We start from the raw sequence: 17,318 nt of genomic DNA, 5'->3' as shown, positions 1-17,318 counted from the left end.
ATCCGGCTGCCTTTCGCAGGTGCTCGCACATCTCAAATCGAATGATTTGCTTCATTCTGCCGCATCGTGACGTAAAGGAGGGAACCAAGCTTGCCCCGGCTAGTAACGGACATTCGTTTGCGCCATATAGGATCCCGAAAAGATGCTCCGAACAAAGGCCAGAATGCGGAGCGGACGAATAGATCAGGACGCTTCGCTTTCGAATGAACAATTGCCATCCCAGCATAAGTGAGTTGCTCGGCGGGCACGCTGGCGTCCTGCATTCGAAATGGCGCTTCAGCATGCAGAAGCGCATTGTCCAGTTTGATCAGCAGAATTATGTCCTCTACCGGTTCCGTCGGAAACAAACGATGGCGTTGTTTGAAGACACTCTCAAAAGACTGGAAAAGACCGGCGTCGCTGTTCAGTCCGTCTGCGCACGCACATCGACATTTGGCGAATACCTGCGCCACGGTCATTGGATTGCGCTTTCCTACCTACCGGGGCGCCCCTTTCCCCGGAAGTCAAATCGAGACGGGCTTGCGTCGCTTGGGCAAACCATGGCCAAGCTGAATTCGGTGGAGGGCCCACCGCAGCGCGCACTTTTCGAGCGAAGGCAGCCGAAGCTGCCGCATGAGACCTACCTCAGCCGCGAACCGCAACTGACTGAAAAGCAGAGACGGTGGATCATTGAGAGCATGGAACGGCTACGCGAGTTGCCCGGAACGCAACTCACCCACGGCGACCTGTTCGGCAAAAATATCATCCAGAACGACGACCACTCCGTTGGCCTAATCGACTACGAACTGTTCGCCTATGACATTTCGGGCATCGAACTCGCGGCGACGTTGCTGCGCCCGTTTTGCCGAGACGAGAAAAGACGGCGCATTCTGCTGCGCGCTTACCTGTGCTCTTGCCCTCGGCAACTCAAGGAGGTGTGGGAAAAATACGGTCAGGATCTGGTCTTTGCCGCTGCCGCACGCCTGGCGCTCGCACGGCAGGACCGTGTACGCCACGTCACACGTCGCAACCGCATCTTGAAAATCAGACGATTGCTGCCCTACCGATCCGGGTGGGAAGCGATCCTGAGCCAGCACGAAGCCAACCTTGGCCTGATCCGCTTCGCAAAACGGAACGAGGCCTATTATCTCAACGTGGCACGGACGATGGTTGACCTCTGTCTCGCCGATCCGGACGCCGATCCGATCAGTCTGCTCCAAAAATGTGACCTTCTCTTCGTCAAACCGGCCTGACAGCGTTGTCGCGGCGGCAAGAAACGGGTGTCGCCGCCCACGATTTCGAACGATGATCCTCGGCACCACATCCGGAGAGACCATCATGGCCATTCGCTACCTTCCCATGCCAACCGAGACCGCCATCGTTCTCTGGAACGGCGGCACTGACGCCTACGGCATGCGCCCCGAACGTCGAATATCGGACGGTGATGGCGTTCCGTGCCGCCATTGCCTCGAAGGTGTGCGGGCTGGCGATCCCTATCTCATCCTCGCCTACAGGCCCTTTCCCAAGCTTCAGCCCTATGCGGAGACCGGCCCGATTTTCCTGCATGCCGAGCCCTGCCCCGCCTATTCGGGCGCTGCTTCTCCACCGATGCTTGAGAGTCGCGACTACATCGTACGCGGCTATGATGCGGACGATCGCATCGTCTATGGCAGTGGCGCTGTGACACCTACCGACGAAATTCCCGCCTATGCGGAAACGCTGCTGGCGCGACCCGAAATCGCCTACATCCACGTGCGATCGGCCCGCAACAATTGCTACCAATGTCGGATCGAGGCGGCGTAAAAGCCTGTGCCAGCTGGCTGTAGTTCCGCCACAGCATGGCTTGACATGCAAAGGGCCCGGACTGCTCCGGGCCCTCGTATATCGATCTCGCGCAAGGAAATTACGCCACGTTGAGGATCGTCTCCGACGCCGCCATCTCGTAGCCGAGCGCTTCGGCCACGGCCTTGTTGGCAATGCGGCCGCGATGAACATTAAGCCCGGCGCGCAGATGCCGGTCCTCGGCAATCGCCTTCAGCCCCTTGTCGGCCAATTGCAGGCCATAGTGGAGCGTGGCGTTGTTGAGTGCATGTGCCGAAGTGATCGGTACCCCTCCCGGCATGTTGGCAACGCAATAGTGGATAACGCCGTCGACCTCGTAGGTCGGCTCCGAGTGAGTGGTCGCGTGCGACGTCTCGAAGCAGCCTCCCTGGTCGATCGCCACATCCACGATCACTGAGCCCCTCTTCATGCCGGACAGCATCTCGCGCGTGACGAGTTTGGGTGCAGCGGCACCAGGGATCAGTACCGCACCAATCACGAGATCGGCGGCAAAAACTTCTTCCTCGAGCGCGTCAATCGTCGAGTAGCGCGTATGGATGCGGCCATTGAAGATGTCGTCCAGTTGGCGCAGCCGCGGTATTGAGCGGTCGAGAATGGTGACATCCGCGCCCAGCCCTGTGGCCATCTTCGCCGCATGCAGGCCAACAACGCCGCCGCCGATGATCGCAACTCTCGCAGGTTCAACGCCCGGAACACCGCCGAGAAGGATTCCGCGGCCGCCATTGGCTTTCTGAAGCGCTGTTGCTCCAGCCTGGATGGATAGCCGCCCGGCCACTTCGGACATCGGCGCCAACAACGGAAGGCCACCGCGGTCGTCCGTCACCGTTTCATAGGCGATCGCCGTAATGCCGGACTTGAGCAAACCTGCGGTCTGTTCCGGATCGGGTGCGAGATGAAGATAGGTATAGAGGATCTGTCCTTCGCGGAGCTGCGCCCATTCACCGGGCTGCGGCTCCTTGACCTTAACGACCATGTCGGACTTTTCGAAAATCTCTTTCGCTGTCGCCACAATCTTGGCGCCCGCGGCGCGGTAGGCATCGTCATCGGCGCCGATCCCGGCACCGACCTTCGTCTCGACCAACACCTCATGTCCGTGTGCCACATATTCGCGCACGGCGCCCGGCGTCAGGCCGACACGATATTCATGGTTCTTGATTTCCTTCGGGCAACCGACACGCATTCTTGCGTTCCTCTCTCTGTTCGTATGCCAATCTTGATGAACCCGCCACTCCCTGCGGGCTTGAGAATTGGACCAGAACTAACGCGCAATGTCCTTGCAAAGAATCGTGGCGCAAATCGTCATTTTCGAATATTCTTGCCAAAGCCCAGTCTCGTTTCGAAGGAAACGCCGGTGAACGCATTCGACACAATAGATACTGCGATGCTTCGCATTCTCCAGCAGAACGGGCGCATCTCAAACGCGGAACTTGCCGAGCGCGTCGGACTCTCGCCTTCGGCATGTTCACGGCGTCTCGACATACTGGAGAAATCGGGCGTCATCAGCGGCTATCACGCACACCTGTCCCAGAAGGCGCTCGACTACACGATGATCGCCATCGTGCACATTTCGCTCTCAGGACAATTCGCCAAGACACTTGCGGAATTCGAGGCAGCCGTAAAACTCTGCCCGAACGTCCTCGTGTGCTACCTGATGTCCGGTGAGTACGACTACATCCTGCGGGTCGCGGCAAAGGACCTTGCCGACTACGAGCGCATCCATCGCGACTGGCTTTCCGCCCTGCCGCACGTGGTGAAAATCAACTCGAGCTTTGCGTTGCGCGAGATCATCGACCGCCCGAATGTCGGTGTCTGACATACACCGACAAGGTCGCAGCCACGGCCAGCCGGTGACAGAAACGGCCGCCAGTGGTTTTCAAACCGCGCGGGACTGCGCACCGTCAGAAAACAGCGACGGACCATTCTGGTCGGCGATTTGCCGGGCCTTGCGAAAGGCGGCGGAAACGGTGTCGTCGCGGCTGGAAAACAGGTCGGCACGAATGAAGGTGCGAACAAGGACGACGTCCCCGTCATGTTTTTCAATCCGGCCTGCAAGCCTGAACTGCGACCCCTCCGCCATTGGCGTCGCCACGAGAATGAGATCATTGTAGATCTCCTTCTCCTCCGGCGTTACGGTGGAAGCGCCGGTCTTCTCTGACCGCCCGAAAAGCTTTGAAAAAAATGATGCCATGGTGGTGTGGTAACACAGCTTGCCGGACTGTCAACGCCTCGGTATCCGTCAAATGATCAGGTTCGCCAAAACCTCATTCTCCGTAATGTCCTGATAGCGCAGCCCGGCGCGATCGAATGCGTACTTCAGTGTGTCAAAGTTTTCCGGCGATTTCGTTTCGATGCCGATCAGGATGGAGCCGAAATTCCTCGCCGACTTCTTCAAATACTCGAAGCGGGAGATATCGTCCTCTGGCCCGAGCAGATTGAGAAAATCGCGCAGGGCGCCGGGGCGCTGTGCCATGCGCAGGATGAAGTATTTCTTCAGGCCGCGGTGTCGCATCGCCCGTTCCTTGACGTCCGGTAGACGCTCGAAATCGAAATTTCCACCGGAGACGACGGCAACCACTGTCTTTCCCTGCAGCTTCTTCCGGTCCAGCGCTTCCAATGCCGTGATCGACAGGGCGCCGGCGGGCTCAAGTACAACTCCCTCCACATTGAGCATGTCGATGATGGTGACGCAGATGGCATTCTCAGAGAGGAGCATCGCCTGTTCCGGCTGGAACTTCCTGAGCGCTGCGAAATTCAGATCGCCGATCCGACCGACCGCGGCACCATCGACGAAGTTGTCGACCTGATCGAGGGTTACCACCCTGCCCGCCTCCAGGCTCCGGCGAAGGCTCGGCGCGCCTTCCGGTTCGCAGAAGAGAAAGTCGCCGTGGGAAACACGGTCTGCGAGATAACCGGTGACGCCAGCCGCAAGGCCGCCGCCGCCGACCGGCAGCACGACCAGATCGGGTCGCGTGTCCTCTCCCATCTGCGCCAGAATCTCGGCTGCGACCGTCGCCTGCCCCTCTATGATATCAGGATGGTCAAACGGCGGCACCATGACGGCACCGGTGTCGCGCGCATGGTCCTGTGCGGCCTGATAGCATTGGTCGAAAATGTCACCGACCAAGCGTATCTGCACGAATTCGCCACCGAATGTCCGGGTCTTGTCGATCTTCTGCTGCGGCGTGGTCACAGGCATGAAAACCACACCCTGCACGCCGAAATGCCGGCACACGAAAGCAAAGCCCTGGGCATGATTGCCTGCGGAGGCGCAGACGAAGGACGCTGCACTCCCGTCGCTTGCGAGAATCTTGCGAAAGAAATTGAAGGCGCCGCGGATCTTATAGGATCTGACCGGCGATAGGTCCTCGCGCTTCAGATAGATGCGCGCACCGTAACGCGCACTCAAGTGCTCGTTCAGTTGCAGCGGAGTTTCGGGAAAAAGCGTGCGCAGGGCTTCTGTTGCGCGCTCCACGTCCTGTTTCATGGGCCTGCTGCCGTTCTTGAGTTTGCCATTGGCACTGGCTATTGCATATCGCAGCCGCACAGGCCACCCGAACTCTCGATTCGGATCGTGTCCGGAACGCCCAAACCAGAACGAGACGCCTTTGAACGCCACGATCTACCGTTCCGCCATTAACATCGCGGCCACCTGCGGGCTTTATCTTTCGATTGCCATGCTGATTCCGGTGGCGGTGGACCTCTACTACGGCCATCCCGACTGGAAGCACTTTCTGATTTCGGCCGCCGTCGTCGGCGGCTTTTCGCTGATCACAGCGGCGGCGACACAGGCAGGTCCGCCTCCCTTCACCAAAAAGATGGGCTTTCTACTCGTAAACCTACTGTGGGTGGTCTTCTCGCTGGTCGGCGCCATCCCCCTCTGGCTCTCGACGATCGATCTCGATTTTTCTCAGGCCGTTTTCGAATCGGTCTCCGCCATCACCACCACAGGCTCGACCGTCATCGTCGGCTTGGACAACGCGCCTCCCGGCCTGCTGATGTGGCGGTCGCTGCTGCATTGGCTGGGGGGCATCGGGATCGTCGCGCTCGGCCTGTTCGTCATGCCCTATCTGCGCGTCGGCGGCATGTCCTTCTTCAAGATGGAATCGTCGGAAACGAACGAAAAGCCCTTTGCCCGCATCGCCACCTATACCCGCGCCTTCATCGTCGTCTATATCGGTATCACCCTAGTCACGGCCATCACGTACGACGTGCTCGGGATGAGCCGATTCGACGCCATCAACCACGCCATGTCGACGGTGGCGACCGGCGGGTTTTCCACGCACGACGCTTCGTTCGGTTATTTCAACAGCACGCCGCTGCTGTGGGCCGGTACGTTCTTCATGACGCTCTGCAGCCTGCCGTTCTCGATTCTGATCGTGCTTGTGGTGCGCGGGAGGCTCGACGCGCTGCGTGATCCGCAGATCTTCGTGTTCCTCGCATACCTGACCGCTTTTTCGATCGCCATTGCCATCTACCACCGCATTGCAAATGGCGTGGAATTCCACGAGGCGATCACCCATTCCTTCTTTACCATGGCCTCGATCCTCTCGACGACCGGCATGGCAAGTCAGGACTACACCCTGTGGGGGCCATTCGTGGCAGCGCTCTGTCTCTTTGCAACCTTTATGGGTGGGTGTTCCGGCTCTACGGCGGGCGGAATCAAGGCCTATCGCTTCATAATTATCTTCAGCTCGATCAAGGCCGGACTGCACAAGCTAATTTATCCGAACGGCATCCAGACCGTCCGTTACGGCAAGGCGACGGTCGATCAGGACGTGCAGCGCACTGTTTTCCTGTTCTTCTGCACCTATCTTCTCCTGTGGGTACTCGGCAGCGTGACCCTTGCGGCGCTCGGCCACGACGTACTGACGTCGATCTCTGCGGTCGTGACCGCCCTTTCAAACACCGGCCCCGGAATAGGCCCTGTGGTCGGCCCCGCCGGCAACTTCTCGACCTTCGACGACGCGTCCCTCTATCTCCTCTCACTGATGATGCTGCTCGGCCGTCTCGAAGTCCTGACCGTGCTCGTGATCCTGACGCCTCTGTTCTGGAAGAGCTGAATCACGTCCTTGACTGCCCGCGGGCATCTCGCGCATCTTCTACTCGGGATGATCCGAGAGGAACCGCATGCCAGCAAGGTCGTATGCAGCCGCACTGCTTCTTGCCACCACGTTCGGTTTTTGTGCTTTCCCCGCTGTTGCCGGCCCGCTTGTGGAAGCGGCGACAAGGGCCGAGAAACTAGCTATCGACGGCAACCCCGTCGGGGCCCACGACGCAGTTCGGGAGGCCTACGGCGCTTTCGCTTCGACGCTGCCCTTCTCGATCGGCAAGGTCACCTTCGTCACCGATCCGCCCGAGGGATATGGCATGTACTCGCCGCGTCCGACCTCCACCTACAAACCCGGAGAGCCGCTGATCTCCTATGTCGAACCGGTCGGATTGAGCTGGCGATCGATCGACGGCGGCAAGGTGGAGGCGCAGTTCACAGTCGATCTCGAACTCTTGAACAACAAGGGCGACACGCTTGCCGAACAGAAGGCCTTCGGCTCCTTCACCTTCCGCGGGTTCGTGCGCAACCAGGAGGTCTTCGCCAAGCTGACGCTGAACGTAGAAGGCCCTCCTGCCGGTGACTACGTGCTGCGTTACCGCTTCCGCGACGCGCTCAGCGGGGCTGTTGCCCTCTCTGACCAGAGTTTTTCAATTGCGCCGTGAAGCAAGTTGCGGCGGGGGATGGTCGAGAGCGGCAAGCGGGCTGGATCAGAGCATATCTTCCCTCTGGGCGTTTGAGCAGTTGAACGGTGGGGCCCTGCATTCCAAGCACCCCAACCCATCCTCACCGGGTTTTCTCTGCGGCTTCCGCTAGGATCAAGTTTGGGCCGAGCGGGCTGTCGATGGTGGCGACGATGCCGCTTCTGTCGCGAACGAGTGGCAACCCGATATGCTCCGAGAGATCCACCTCGGTCGTGAAGACATTTCCTCGGCCTCTCAAACGCGTCAGAAGGAAGGTGTCCTCGGCGATCTGCCGCCGGATCTTTCCCTTGTCGTCGTAAGAGTGACCCATCTTGGTAATTGATAACCCCGCGAGGGTGACAGACGGCACGCCCGTGAAAAGCGCGTAGCAGAGCGCGGCAACTCCGTTCGTCACCTTGCCGACCTCTCCAATGTCAGCGGGGAGTCCGCCACTCACGAGGTCGACGATCGCCTCGCGCTCAGGCTTGGTGGCGCGCATCAGGCTTTTGTAACGCACATGCGGCTTGGCCAGAAGTTCCAGATGCATCCACCAAAGAGGCTTGTTATGGAGCCATAGAAGGCCTCTCGTCCTGACATGCGGATGCTCTTCCCACGACTTCCTCCGTTTGCGGAACGTCAAGTCGGCGGGCGGCAGGCCGAGCGCCTTGGCCGTCTTGCCTGCGTTGTTAACGTCGACACGTGCACAATGCCCAATCAGGTCAGGCGGAATCGTCGGAGACGGCGCGGAGCCGAGAATCAACCACGGCCTATTCAGAATGCCAAGTCGCGAGAGCCAGCGACGGTGCCGTTCACGCAATGCCTCAAGTGCGTCCGGTTCAATCGCCATCGCGAGTTCCATAGCTTCCTTAAGTCATTCCTAATAGCTTACATCTTACACAAGGTCGCCTTCCTGTCCATTCGCCACTGGATCATCGCCCCGCTACGCCGATAACAGGAGGGGTGGTGAACAAGGAACGGAGTTGATCGATTCAGGGCGAGAACAAGGCATCCAGCCCCTGAACGCAGCCACGGCCTGCGTCTGTGAAACGGTGGAGGGCCTACGAAATCTCTCTTCTCGTGGGCTTCGCGAACATCTGCTGAGGTGGCTTTGCGGCTGAACCAGTCGCCGTTCATGGGCTTGGTGAGGGAAGTCGTGACCACCATTTGTAGCGCCCGTTGTAGTGGTAGGGCGTCGATGGACCTCTGAATATCCGTAACCATCCGGAAATCAAAGAGATCGCCTAAAGTGGTGCGGACGACGGGGGTCGAACCCGTACGGATCACTCCGAGGGATTTTAAGTCCCTTGCGTCTACCAGTTTCGCCACGTCCGCCTGCATGCGTCGGTAGCGGAGGTTTCCGGTCGGATCAAGGGGCTTGCAGATTTATACGCGCCTCCCGGCCGCCACTTCAGACCATCTCCACATCAATGACACCCGGGGCCGAGCGCAGGGCCGCGGCAATTTCCGGGGAGATGCGATAGCGCTCGTTCAGTTCCACCTCGATCTCGCGTTGGCCATTGTCCTTGATGACGATGAAGGACACCAGGCCCTCGCCCTTGGCATTGAGGTGGGCCGCAATCGAACGTAGGGGACCGGAATCTCGGACATAGACCCGCAGCGCCTTCTGCTGTTGCAACGCCTCCTCCTCCAGCGAACGCGCAGTCTGGATCCGCAAGCCAATGCCCTCCGGGCGTTCCTCGGCTTGAACCGTCAGCACGAGCGACTTGCCGGGCTCCAGAAGGTCGCGATACTGGTGCAACATCTCGGAGAAGAGAACTGCCTCGAACTGGCCGGACGCATCCGAGAATGCGACGATGCCCATCTTGTTGCCGGTGCGCGTCTTGCGCTCCTGCTTCGATGTCACCGTGCCTGCAAGGCGGCCCGCCGTCGCGCCCTGCTTCACGGAAACGGCGAAATCGGCGAAATTCTGCACGCGCATCTTCGACAGCATCGCGTTGTAGGTGTCGAGGGGGTGGGCGGAGAGATAGAAACCAAGCACCTGGAATTCGCGGTGCAGCTTCTCCGACGCAAGCCAGGGCGCGTAGGACGGGAACGAAATCGTCTCCGGCCCGGTCGCCGCCCCTGCCCCAAACATGTCGCTCTGACCGCTGGTCTTGTTTTCCTGCGCGCGTTGCGCGTAACCCAAGAGGCGATCCATTCCGGCGATGAGCGCCGCCCTGTCGTGGCCGAAACAATCGAAGGCGCCAGCGCAGATCAGGCTCTCGAAGACCCGGCGATTGACCTGTTTCGGGTCTATGCGCAGGCAAAAATCCTCCAAGCTCTCAAACGGCTTGTCGCCGCGGGTCTCGACGATGTGCTGGACAGCCGATTCGCCCACGCCCTTGATCGCCGCGAGCGCGTAGTAGATGCGGCTTTCGCCGGTCTCGAAATGGGCATAGGAGGTCTGGATCGACGGTGGAATGACCTTGATACCGAGCCGGGCGGCGTCCTGGCGGAAGTCGTTCAGCTTGTCGGTGTTGGCCATGTCGTAGGTCATCGACGCTGCGAGGAACTCGCAGGGATAATGCGCCTTCAGGTAGGCCGTCTGATAGGACACGATGGCGTAGGCGGCCGCGTGCGACTTGTTGAAGCCGTAGTTCGCAAATTTGGCGAGCAGGTCGAAGATCAGATCCGACTGCGGCTTGGACACGCCATTTTTCACCGCGCCGTCGACGAAACGGGCGCGCTGCTTGTCCATTTCCTCCTTGATCTTCTTACCCATGGCACGGCGCAGGAGGTCGGCTTCGCCAAGCGAATAGCCGGACAGGACCTGGGCGATCTGCATCACCTGCTCCTGGTAGACGATAACGCCTTGGGTCTCCTTCAGGAGATGATCGATCGTCGGATGGATCGATTCGATCTCCTCCTCACCGTGCTTGCGGGCGTTGTAGACCGGGATGTTCTCCATCGGCCCCGGCCGATAGAGCGCCACCAGCGCGATGATGTCCTCGATGCAGTCGGGGCGCATGCCGATCAGCGCCTTGCGCATGCCGGCACTTTCCACCTGGAACACACCGACCGTCTCGCCGCGGGAAAGCATCTCGTATGTCAGCTTGTCGTCCAGCGGCAGGCTGCCGAGGTCGACCTCGATTTCGCGCTTGCGGATGAAGTCGACCGCCGTCTTCAGCACCGTCAAAGTCTTGAGGCCAAGGAAGTCGAACTTCACGAGCCCCGCCTGCTCCACCCATTTCATGTTGAACTGGGTGACCGGCATGTCGGAGCGTGGATCGCGATACATCGGCACGAGTTGCGACAACGGCCGGTCGCCGATGACGATACCGGCGGCGTGTGTCGAGGCGTGGCGATAAAGCCCCTCAATCTTCTGGGCGATGTCGAGCAGGCGGGCGACGACCGGCTCCTTCTCCGCCTCTTCCTGCAGCTTCGGCTCCTCTTCGATCGCCTTGGACAGCGGGGTCGGATTGGCCGGGTTATTCGGCACGAGCTTGCAGATCTTGTCGACCTGGCCATACGGCATTTCGAGGACGCGGCCGACGTCGCGCAACGCCGCACGCGCCTGCAGCGAACCAAAAGTGATGATCTGCGCCACCTGCTCGCGTCCATATTTGCGCTGCACGTAGCGGATCACCTCTTCACGCCGGTCCTGGCAGAAGTCGATATCGAAGTCGGGCATCGACACGCGTTCCGGATTGAGGAAGCGCTCGAACAGCAGCGAGAAACGCAGCGGATCGACGTCGGTGATCGTCAGCGCATAGGCCACGAGCGAGCCAGCACCCGAACCGCGGCCCGGCCCCACCGGAATATTCTGCTGCTTCGCCCACTTGATGAAGTCGGAAACGATGAGGAAGTAGCCGGGGAACTTCATGCGCTCGATGACGCCAAGCTCGAAATCCAGCCGCTCGCGATAATCCTGCTCGCTATAGCCCGCCGACAGGCCAAGCGATGCCATCCGCCCCTCCAGACCCTCCACCGCCTGGCGGCGCAGTTCTGCGGACTCAGCGCGTTCGGCTTCCTCCGGATCGGCGGTCGCTCCCGTGAAACGCGGCAAAATCGGTGCGCGCGTGTTCAGCACGAAGGAGCAGCGCCGCGCGATTTCGACAGTATTCTCGATCGCCTCCGGCAGGTCCGCGAAAAGGGCCGCCATCGCGGTCCGGCTCTTCAGATAGTGATCTGCCGACAGCCGAAAACGGTTGTCATCGGAGACCATCGCGTTATGAGCGACCGCCATCAGCGCGTCGTGCGCCTCATACTCGTCCGGCGAAGGGAAAAACGGCTCGTTTGTCGCCACCAAAGGCACGTCTTGCGCGTAGGCAAGCTCGATCATTCGACGTTCGTGCCGACGGTCGTAATTGGCGTGGCGCTGGAGCTCGACATAGAGCCGGTCGCCGAACAACCGCTTCAGCTCCGCAATCCGTCCCTCGGCAAGCGCCGGCTGGCCAGCCGAATATGCCATATCGATGGGACCGGTGGAAGCACCGGTCAGAGCGATCAATCCGTCTGTCCCCTCATCGAGCCAGGACCGCCGAATGTGGATCGCGTGGCCGCCACCTTCCCCTTCCAGATAGGCGCGGCTCACCAGTTCCATCAACCGCGCATAACCGGCATCTGTGGCGACGAGAAACACGAGCGAGGGCAACTTGGCGAGCGCCTGCGCAGGATTGCGACGCTCCCCGTCACCGCTTTCGTCTTCCATGTCGATTGAAAGCTGGCAGCCAATCAGAGGCTGGATCCCGTCGCCTACGCACTTCTGCGAGAATTCGAGGGCGGCGAACAGATTGTTCGTATCGGTGATGGCGATTGCCGGCTGCGCATCACTGACGGCCTTGCCGAGGATCTTCTTGATCGGCAGCGCCCCTTCAAGCAGCGAATAGGCCGAATGCACGCGCAGATGCACGAACTGCACATTGCCATCACCTGCCTCTATTGCCGCAGTCTCCGCCATTCTCGCCACCTCGATTCAGAAGCCGAAAGGATAAGCGGAATCCTGCGCCGAATGTCCAGCGGGGCGCCGCAACGAGCGCGATTATCCCCCGCTGGCGCTGTCCCGGTTTGCGTCATGCGCCACCGACTACAGCCCAAGGGCCAGCACCGAGAGGCTTGCGATAAACATCGCGATGGAGGCAAAGGCTGCAAGATCACGCATGAATTCAGTCATTTGACGGGCTCCTTATCAAGAACTGATGCCATCATGTTCTTGTTTTGTTCTCCAGTCAAGCGCTCTTTGACGCTTCGAGCTCGATCTGCACGCTTGGCGCGAAATAGAGTGCTGGACCGCACCCACACAATTTCCTATTTTTAGCGCCCAATCGATGCGAGGGCCTTATGAAGATTGTGCTGACATCCTTAGTTGTGGTGCTGATGCCGTTTTGCGTTGCGGCGCAGGATTTTCCCGCCGACCGGGTCGTCGCCGCCGCAACCGGCGACTGGAACCGGGACGGCAATGAGGACCTGGTTCTGATTGCCCGACCCGCTGAGGGTAGCGACGAAGATAACGGCGTCTATATCTATATAGCTGATCCCGGCGAGTCGCGCCTCAGCGTCAAGGTGGCCGCCTCGAACAAGATCTGGGGCAATCTCGCAATGTTCGGGCAGGAACCGGGCGTATCAGCACTTCCAAACGGTTCGATCAAACTGACTTCACAGAACAGTTCGGTCGGGCGCGACCGCTGGAGCCAGAACCTGACGCTGGCCTATCGCAACGCCCAGTTCATCGTTGCCGGCTACACCTATTCGTCCTACGACACGCTCGACACTGCGAACACGACGGAATGCGACCTCAATGTCCTGACCGGCAAAGGGACGGCGAACGGAAAACCGATTGCCACGAAGGGGGCGCAGATCGCCTTCCAAGACTGGAGCGACGAAATCGGGCATACTTTGTGCCAGCCGAACTGAAGGAGGAGCCACAATGCTGGACCATGTGGGACTTCCGGTCGCCGACTTTCAGCGATCGCGCCGTTTTTACGATACGGCACTCGCGCCTCTCGGCATCACGCGCCTGATGGACGTCTCGGCAGAGGAATCAGGCGGCGACGCACATGCCGGCTACGGAAAAGAAGGCAAGCCGTTCTTCTGGATCGGCACCGGCAGAACGGCCGCTGGCCGCTTGCATGTCGCCTTCGCGGCTAAAGACCGAGCGACGGTCGATCGCTTCCATGCCACAGCGCTTGCGGCCGGTGCTGTGGACAACGGCCCGCCGGGACTGCGGCCACACTACCACCCGGACTACTACGGCGCCTTTGTCCTTGACCCGGACGGCAACAATATCGAGGCGGTCTGTCACAGGCCAGAATGACACCGGGCCGGCAGGGACTGCCGCGCTCAGCCCAACTCGTGCACCTTGCCGTCCTCGATCGTAACTCGGCGATCCATCAGCGAGGCGAGGTCGTGGTTGTGCGTTGCGATCAAAGCGGCAAGGCCGGATTGACGAACGAGTGCTTCCAGCGCCTCGAAGACATAGCCCGCCGTTTCCGGATCAAGATTCCCGGTCGGTTCGTCGGCCAGAAGCACGAGTGGGGCATTGGCGACGGCGCGGGCGATCGCCACACGCTGTTGTTCGCCGCCCGAGAGTTCCGACGGCCGGTGTTCGGCGCGGTGACCGATGCGCATGTAGTCGAGCAACAGCTTCGCCCGCTCCCGCGCCTCCGGCTTCGACAGGCCGGCGATCAGTTGCGGCATCATGATGTTCTCCAGCGCGGAGAACTCCGGCAGGAGATGGTGAAACTGGTAGACGAAGCCGATTTCGTTGCGCCGGATGGCGGTGCGCTGATCGTCACCAAGCAGTGCGCACGAATGGCCATTGATGGCGACATCGCCTGCATCCGGCTTCTCCAGCAGACCGGCGACATGCAGAAGCGTCGACTTGCCGGTGCCTGACGGAGCGACAAGGGCGACGGTCTCGCCGCCATGCAGCGTGAAGTCCGCGCCCTTCAGGATGCTCAGGACCGTATCGCCCTGCCCGTAACGGCGCTCGACGCCGGATAGCTGCAATGCTACGCGCGCTTTCATCGGTCGGTTCTTCCTATTCGTACCGCAGGGCCTGGACGGGATCGAGCTTCGACGCGCGCCATGCGGGGAAGATCGTCGCCAGGAACGAAAGCGCCAAGGCCATGACGACGATCGAAACCGTCTCGCCGAAATTCATATCGGCCGGCAGCTGGCTGAGGAAATAGAGTTCGGGATCGAACAAGGTTTGTCCGGAAAGCCAAGAGAAGAACTGGCGGATCGATTCGACGTTCAGGCAGACGACGACGCCCAGAATGACCCCGGCAATCGTGCCCACCGTGCCGATGGCAGCCCCCGTCATGAAGAAGATGCGCATGATGGCGCCGGACGTCGCCCCCATCGTGCGCAGGATCGCAATGTCGCTGCCCTTGTCCTTCACGAGCATGATCAGGCCCGATATGATGTTCAGCGCTGCGACCAGAACGATCAGCGTCAGGATCATGAACATCACGTTTCGCTCCACTTCGAGCGCCGAGAAGAACGTCCGGTTGCGCTGGCGCCAGTCGGTCACGTAGATCTGGCGCTCGGCGGCCGCCTCGATCGGCTGACGCAGCGCGTCCACGTCGTCGGGATTGTTGACGAAAAGCTCAATCGACTGCACCAGGCCGTCGGCGTTGAAATAGAGCTGCGCCTCCTCAAGCGGCATGTAGATGATCGAGGCGTCATATTCCGCCATGCCGATCTCGAAGATCGCCGAAACCGGATAGGACTTGACGCGCGGATTGACACCCAGCGGCGTCACGTCGCCTTCGGGCGCCACCAGCGTAATGTCGTCGCCGACGACAATGCCGAGTTGATCTGCCATGCGAGCACCGATCGCAAGGCCCGTTCCCGCGGTGAAGCCTACGAGATCTCCCGACTTGATGTTGTCGGAGACCGTCTTCAGCTTCGTAATATCTTCGGCGCGGATCCCTCGCACGAGCGCGCCGGTCCCGGCGCCGCCCTTGCCCGAAGCGAGCGTCTGCCCCTCGACCAGCGGGATCGCCATCTTGATGCCGGGAACCTTGGAAAACTTCGCGGCAAGATCGGCGTAGTTGTCGAAAGGCCCGTCGATCGGCTGGACGATCATGTGGCCGTTGATGCCGAGGATGCGGGAAATCAGTTCGGTTCGGAATCCGTTCATCACCGCCATCACGATGATCAGCGTCGCCACCCCCAGCATGATGCCGATGAAGGAAAAGCCGGCGATGACCGAGATGAACGCTTCCTTGCGCCGAGAGCGCAGATAGCGCCAGGCAACCATACGTTCGAAACCGGAAAACGGCCGGCTTACGGGCGCTTTTTTCGCTTTGACCACGGTGCCCTCGCCCGTCGCTTCCGCCATGATGCCTCCGGATCAGTCTCTATTGCGCGGCGCATCCCACCGGATGCGCTGCGGACTCAGTAGCAGTTCGAATCTGCGCACACTCGCTGCCGAAAATCGATTCCGAATTTCAGGGTCAGGCGACGGACGTCAGACGCGCGATTGCGGCATCCACCGTCAGCGTCTCACGCGCGCCCGTCTTGCGATCCTTCAGCTCGACTTCGCCGGCGGCGACCGAGCGCGGACCGACGATGACCTGGAACGGTGCACCGATCAGGTCCGCGGTCGCGAACTTCGTGCCTGCACGCTCGTCCTTGTCGTCCAGCAGCACGTCGATGCCTGCCTTCGACAGCGCGCCATAAAGCGTCTCGCTGGCGGCATCACAGGCTGCATCGCCGGCCTTCATGTTGATGACGACCACCTCGAAGGGCGCGACCGACTTCGGCCAGATGATGCCGTTCTCGTCGTGCGACGCCTCGATGATTGCCGGCACCAGACGCGTCGGGCCGATACCGTAGGAGCCCATGTGCACGGTGTGTTCCTTGCCGTCCGGCCCCTGAACCTTGGCGCCCATGGCTTCCGAGTACTTGGTGCCGAAATAGAAGATGTGGCCGACCTCGATGCCGCGGGCGGAGAGGCGCTCGCCTTCGGGAATGGCATTGAACGCAGCCTCGTCATGCATCTCGGACGTGGCGGCGTAGCGCGAGGTCCACTTGTCAAAGATCCCCTTCAGGCAGGCGACGTCGTCGAAATTCGTGTCGATGCCCGGAATGTCGAAGCCAAGGAAGTCCTTGTGGCAGAACACTTCGGACTCGCCGGTGTCTGCCAGGATGATGAACTCGTGGCTGAGGTTGCCGCCGATCGGCCCGGTGTCGGCGCGCATCGGAATGGCGCGCAGGCCCATGCGCGAGAAGGTGCGCAGGTAGGCGGCAAACATGCGATTATAGGCGTGTTCGGCCCCTTCCCGGTTGAGGTCGAAGGAATAGGCGTCCTTCATCAGGAACTCGCGCGAGCGCATGGTGCCGAAACGCGGGCGGATCTCGTCACGGAACTTAAGCTGGATATGGTAGAGGTTCAGCGGCAGGTCCTTGTAGGACTTGACATAGGAGCGGAACACATCAGTGATCATCTCCTCGTTCGTCGGGCCGTAAAGCATCGGCCGGTCCTGCCTGTCCTTGATGCGCAGCATCTCCTTACCGTAGGCGTCGTAGCGCCCGCTTTCCTGCCAGAGCTCGGCCGATTGCAGCGTCGGCATCAGGAGTTCGATGGCGCCGGAACGATTCTGCTCTTCGCGGATGATGGCGTTGACCTTGTCGAGAACGCGCTTGCCCAGCGGCAGCCAGGTATACATGCCCGCGGATTGCTGCTTGATCATCCCCGCCCGCAGCATCAGGCGGTGCGAGACGATTTCCGCCTCCTTGGGGTTTTCCTTGAGTATGGGCATAAAAAAGCGGGAAAGGCGCATGACTGGTTCCAAAAAGACAGGTTTCGCCTAGCTGGG

The 17,318-nt window shown here is 60.4% G+C and carries 16 protein-coding genes and 1 tRNA gene; 7 read left to right on the top strand and 10 right to left on the bottom strand.

The window, feature by feature from the left end; translation table 11 throughout:
* Nucleotides 1-32: 32 nt before the first annotated feature.
* The gene (locus tag IB238_RS24500) at nt 33-458 is read right to left on the bottom strand and encodes a hypothetical protein (RefSeq protein WP_246723667.1); all 426 of its coding nucleotides are present in this window, start codon (nt 456-458) and stop codon (nt 33-35) included.
* Here IB238_RS24500 and IB238_RS05415 point away from each other — a divergent pair.
* Both IB238_RS05415 and IB238_RS05410 read left to right on the top strand, forming a co-directional pair.
* Nucleotides 351-1,232: a phosphotransferase gene (locus IB238_RS05415; protein ID WP_246723480.1), complete on the top strand. Its 882-nt coding sequence runs from the start codon at nt 351-353 to the stop codon at nt 1,230-1,232. The two genes, IB238_RS24500 and IB238_RS05415, sit on opposite strands and share 108 nt — an antisense overlap.
* Nucleotides 1,233-1,317: 85 nt before the next feature.
* Nucleotides 1,318-1,782: a DUF1203 domain-containing protein gene (locus tag IB238_RS05410; RefSeq protein WP_192244234.1), complete on the top strand. Its 465-nt coding sequence runs from the start codon at nt 1,318-1,320 to the stop codon at nt 1,780-1,782.
* Nucleotides 1,783-1,882: 100 nt separating this feature from the next.
* Here IB238_RS05410 and ald read toward each other — a convergent pair whose 3' ends face one another.
* Entirely contained in the window at nt 1,883-3,001 is a 1,119-nt protein-coding gene (ald, locus tag IB238_RS05405; RefSeq protein WP_192244232.1) for an alanine dehydrogenase, read from the bottom strand.
* Between the two features lie 171 nt (nt 3,002-3,172).
* Here ald and IB238_RS05400 point away from each other — a divergent pair, with 171 nt between their 5' ends.
* Complete coding sequence (locus IB238_RS05400; protein ID WP_192244230.1) at nt 3,173-3,634, top strand: Lrp/AsnC family transcriptional regulator; 462 nt, start codon at nt 3,173-3,175, stop codon at nt 3,632-3,634.
* 60 nt (nt 3,635-3,694) lie between these two features.
* On the opposite strand, the gene IB238_RS05395 is transcribed toward IB238_RS05400, so the two are convergent.
* Nucleotides 3,695-4,009: an HlyU family transcriptional regulator gene (locus IB238_RS05395; protein ID WP_192244228.1), complete on the bottom strand. Its 315-nt coding sequence runs from the start codon at nt 4,007-4,009 to the stop codon at nt 3,695-3,697.
* Nucleotides 4,010-4,057: 48 nt separating this feature from the next.
* Nucleotides 4,058-5,305, bottom strand: coding sequence for a threonine ammonia-lyase (gene ilvA, locus IB238_RS05390; RefSeq protein WP_192244226.1), 1,248 nt, complete (start codon nt 5,303-5,305; stop codon nt 4,058-4,060).
* Between the two features lie 121 nt (nt 5,306-5,426).
* Between ilvA and IB238_RS05385 the strand changes: the two genes are divergently transcribed.
* Together IB238_RS05385 and IB238_RS05380 are read left to right on the top strand one after the other, a co-directional pair.
* Nucleotides 5,427-6,881: a TrkH family potassium uptake protein gene (locus IB238_RS05385; RefSeq protein WP_192244224.1), complete on the top strand. Its 1,455-nt coding sequence runs from the start codon at nt 5,427-5,429 to the stop codon at nt 6,879-6,881.
* 67 nt (nt 6,882-6,948) lie between these two features.
* The gene (locus tag IB238_RS05380) at nt 6,949-7,533 is read left to right on the top strand and encodes a hypothetical protein (protein ID WP_192244222.1); all 585 of its coding nucleotides are present in this window, start codon (nt 6,949-6,951) and stop codon (nt 7,531-7,533) included.
* A gap of 121 nt (nt 7,534-7,654) precedes the next feature.
* Here IB238_RS05380 and IB238_RS05375 read toward each other — a convergent pair whose 3' ends face one another.
* The 3 genes from IB238_RS05375 to dnaE all read right to left on the bottom strand — a co-directional run bounded on the left by IB238_RS05375 (nt 7,655) and on the right by dnaE (nt 12,451).
* Nucleotides 7,655-8,398 (bottom strand): hypothetical protein, encoded by a 744-nt coding sequence (locus IB238_RS05375; protein ID WP_348648196.1) that lies wholly within the window; start codon nt 8,396-8,398, stop codon nt 7,655-7,657.
* A 400-nt stretch (nt 8,399-8,798) separates the two neighbouring features.
* Nucleotides 8,799-8,883: transfer RNA gene (locus IB238_RS05370), tRNA-Leu, on the bottom strand.
* A gap of 76 nt (nt 8,884-8,959) precedes the next feature.
* On the bottom strand, nt 8,960-12,451 hold the full coding sequence (dnaE, locus tag IB238_RS05365; protein ID WP_192244220.1) for a DNA polymerase III subunit alpha: 3,492 nt from the start codon (nt 12,449-12,451) through the stop codon (nt 8,960-8,962).
* A gap of 380 nt (nt 12,452-12,831) precedes the next feature.
* On the opposite strand from dnaE, the gene IB238_RS05360 reads away from it, so the two are divergent.
* Together IB238_RS05360 and IB238_RS05355 are read left to right on the top strand one after the other, a co-directional pair.
* A complete protein-coding gene (locus IB238_RS05360) occupies nt 12,832-13,404 on the top strand; it encodes an FG-GAP repeat protein (protein ID WP_192244218.1) in 573 nt (190 codons plus the stop codon).
* Nucleotides 13,405-13,417: 13 nt separating this feature from the next.
* The gene (locus IB238_RS05355; RefSeq protein ID WP_192244215.1) at nt 13,418-13,804 is read left to right on the top strand and encodes a VOC family protein; all 387 of its coding nucleotides are present in this window, start codon (nt 13,418-13,420) and stop codon (nt 13,802-13,804) included.
* Between the two features lie 26 nt (nt 13,805-13,830).
* Here IB238_RS05355 and IB238_RS05350 read toward each other — a convergent pair whose 3' ends face one another.
* From IB238_RS05350 to proS, 3 genes are all read right to left on the bottom strand, one after another.
* Nucleotides 13,831-14,517: an ABC transporter ATP-binding protein gene (locus tag IB238_RS05350; RefSeq protein ID WP_192244213.1), complete on the bottom strand. Its 687-nt coding sequence runs from the start codon at nt 14,515-14,517 to the stop codon at nt 13,831-13,833.
* A gap of 13 nt (nt 14,518-14,530) precedes the next feature.
* Nucleotides 14,531-15,838 carry a lipoprotein-releasing ABC transporter permease subunit gene (locus IB238_RS05345; RefSeq protein ID WP_192244211.1) on the bottom strand — a complete coding sequence of 436 codons (1,308 nt, stop codon included), beginning with the start codon at nt 15,836-15,838 and terminating at the stop codon, nt 14,531-14,533.
* Nucleotides 15,839-15,953: 115 nt separating this feature from the next.
* Nucleotides 15,954-17,282, bottom strand: a complete 1,329-nt coding sequence (gene proS, locus IB238_RS05340; protein ID WP_192244209.1) for a proline--tRNA ligase — start codon at nt 17,280-17,282, stop codon at nt 15,954-15,956.
* Nucleotides 17,283-17,318: the final 36 nt, after the last annotated feature.

The organism is Rhizobium sp. ARZ01, from assembly GCF_014851675.1.
Lineage (GTDB): Bacteria > Pseudomonadota > Alphaproteobacteria > Rhizobiales > Rhizobiaceae > Mycoplana.
The sequence above is the reverse complement of the archived record's forward strand: the minus strand, read 5'-3'. Positions and strand labels throughout refer to the sequence as shown.

Coding starts and splice junctions, on each gene's coding strand:
- IB238_RS05415 (WP_246723480.1), top strand. CDS start 351: ATGGCGTTGTTTGAAGACACTCTCAAAAGACTGGAAAAGACCGGCGTC.
- IB238_RS24500 (WP_246723667.1), bottom strand. CDS start 458: ATGACCGTGGCGCAGGTATTCGCCAAATGTCGATGTGCGTGCGCAGAC.
- IB238_RS05410 (WP_192244234.1), top strand. CDS start 1,318: ATGGCCATTCGCTACCTTCCCATGCCAACCGAGACCGCCATCGTTCTC.
- ald (WP_192244232.1), bottom strand. CDS start 3,001: ATGCGTGTCGGTTGCCCGAAGGAAATCAAGAACCATGAATATCGTGTC.
- IB238_RS05395 (WP_192244228.1), bottom strand. CDS start 4,009: ATGGCATCATTTTTTTCAAAGCTTTTCGGGCGGTCAGAGAAGACCGGC.
- ilvA (WP_192244226.1), bottom strand. CDS start 5,305: ATGAAACAGGACGTGGAGCGCGCAACAGAAGCCCTGCGCACGCTTTTT.
- IB238_RS05380 (WP_192244222.1), top strand. CDS start 6,949: ATGCCAGCAAGGTCGTATGCAGCCGCACTGCTTCTTGCCACCACGTTC.
- IB238_RS05375 (WP_348648196.1), bottom strand. CDS start 8,398: ATGGCGATTGAACCGGACGCACTTGAGGCATTGCGTGAACGGCACCGT.
- dnaE (WP_192244220.1), bottom strand. CDS start 12,451: ATGGCGGAGACTGCGGCAATAGAGGCAGGTGATGGCAATGTGCAGTTC.
- IB238_RS05360 (WP_192244218.1), top strand. CDS start 12,832: ATGAAGATTGTGCTGACATCCTTAGTTGTGGTGCTGATGCCGTTTTGC.
- IB238_RS05355 (WP_192244215.1), top strand. CDS start 13,418: ATGCTGGACCATGTGGGACTTCCGGTCGCCGACTTTCAGCGATCGCGC.
- IB238_RS05350 (WP_192244213.1), bottom strand. CDS start 14,517: ATGAAAGCGCGCGTAGCATTGCAGCTATCCGGCGTCGAGCGCCGTTAC.
- IB238_RS05345 (WP_192244211.1), bottom strand. CDS start 15,838: ATGGCGGAAGCGACGGGCGAGGGCACCGTGGTCAAAGCGAAAAAAGCG.
- proS (WP_192244209.1), bottom strand. CDS start 17,282: ATGCGCCTTTCCCGCTTTTTTATGCCCATACTCAAGGAAAACCCCAAG.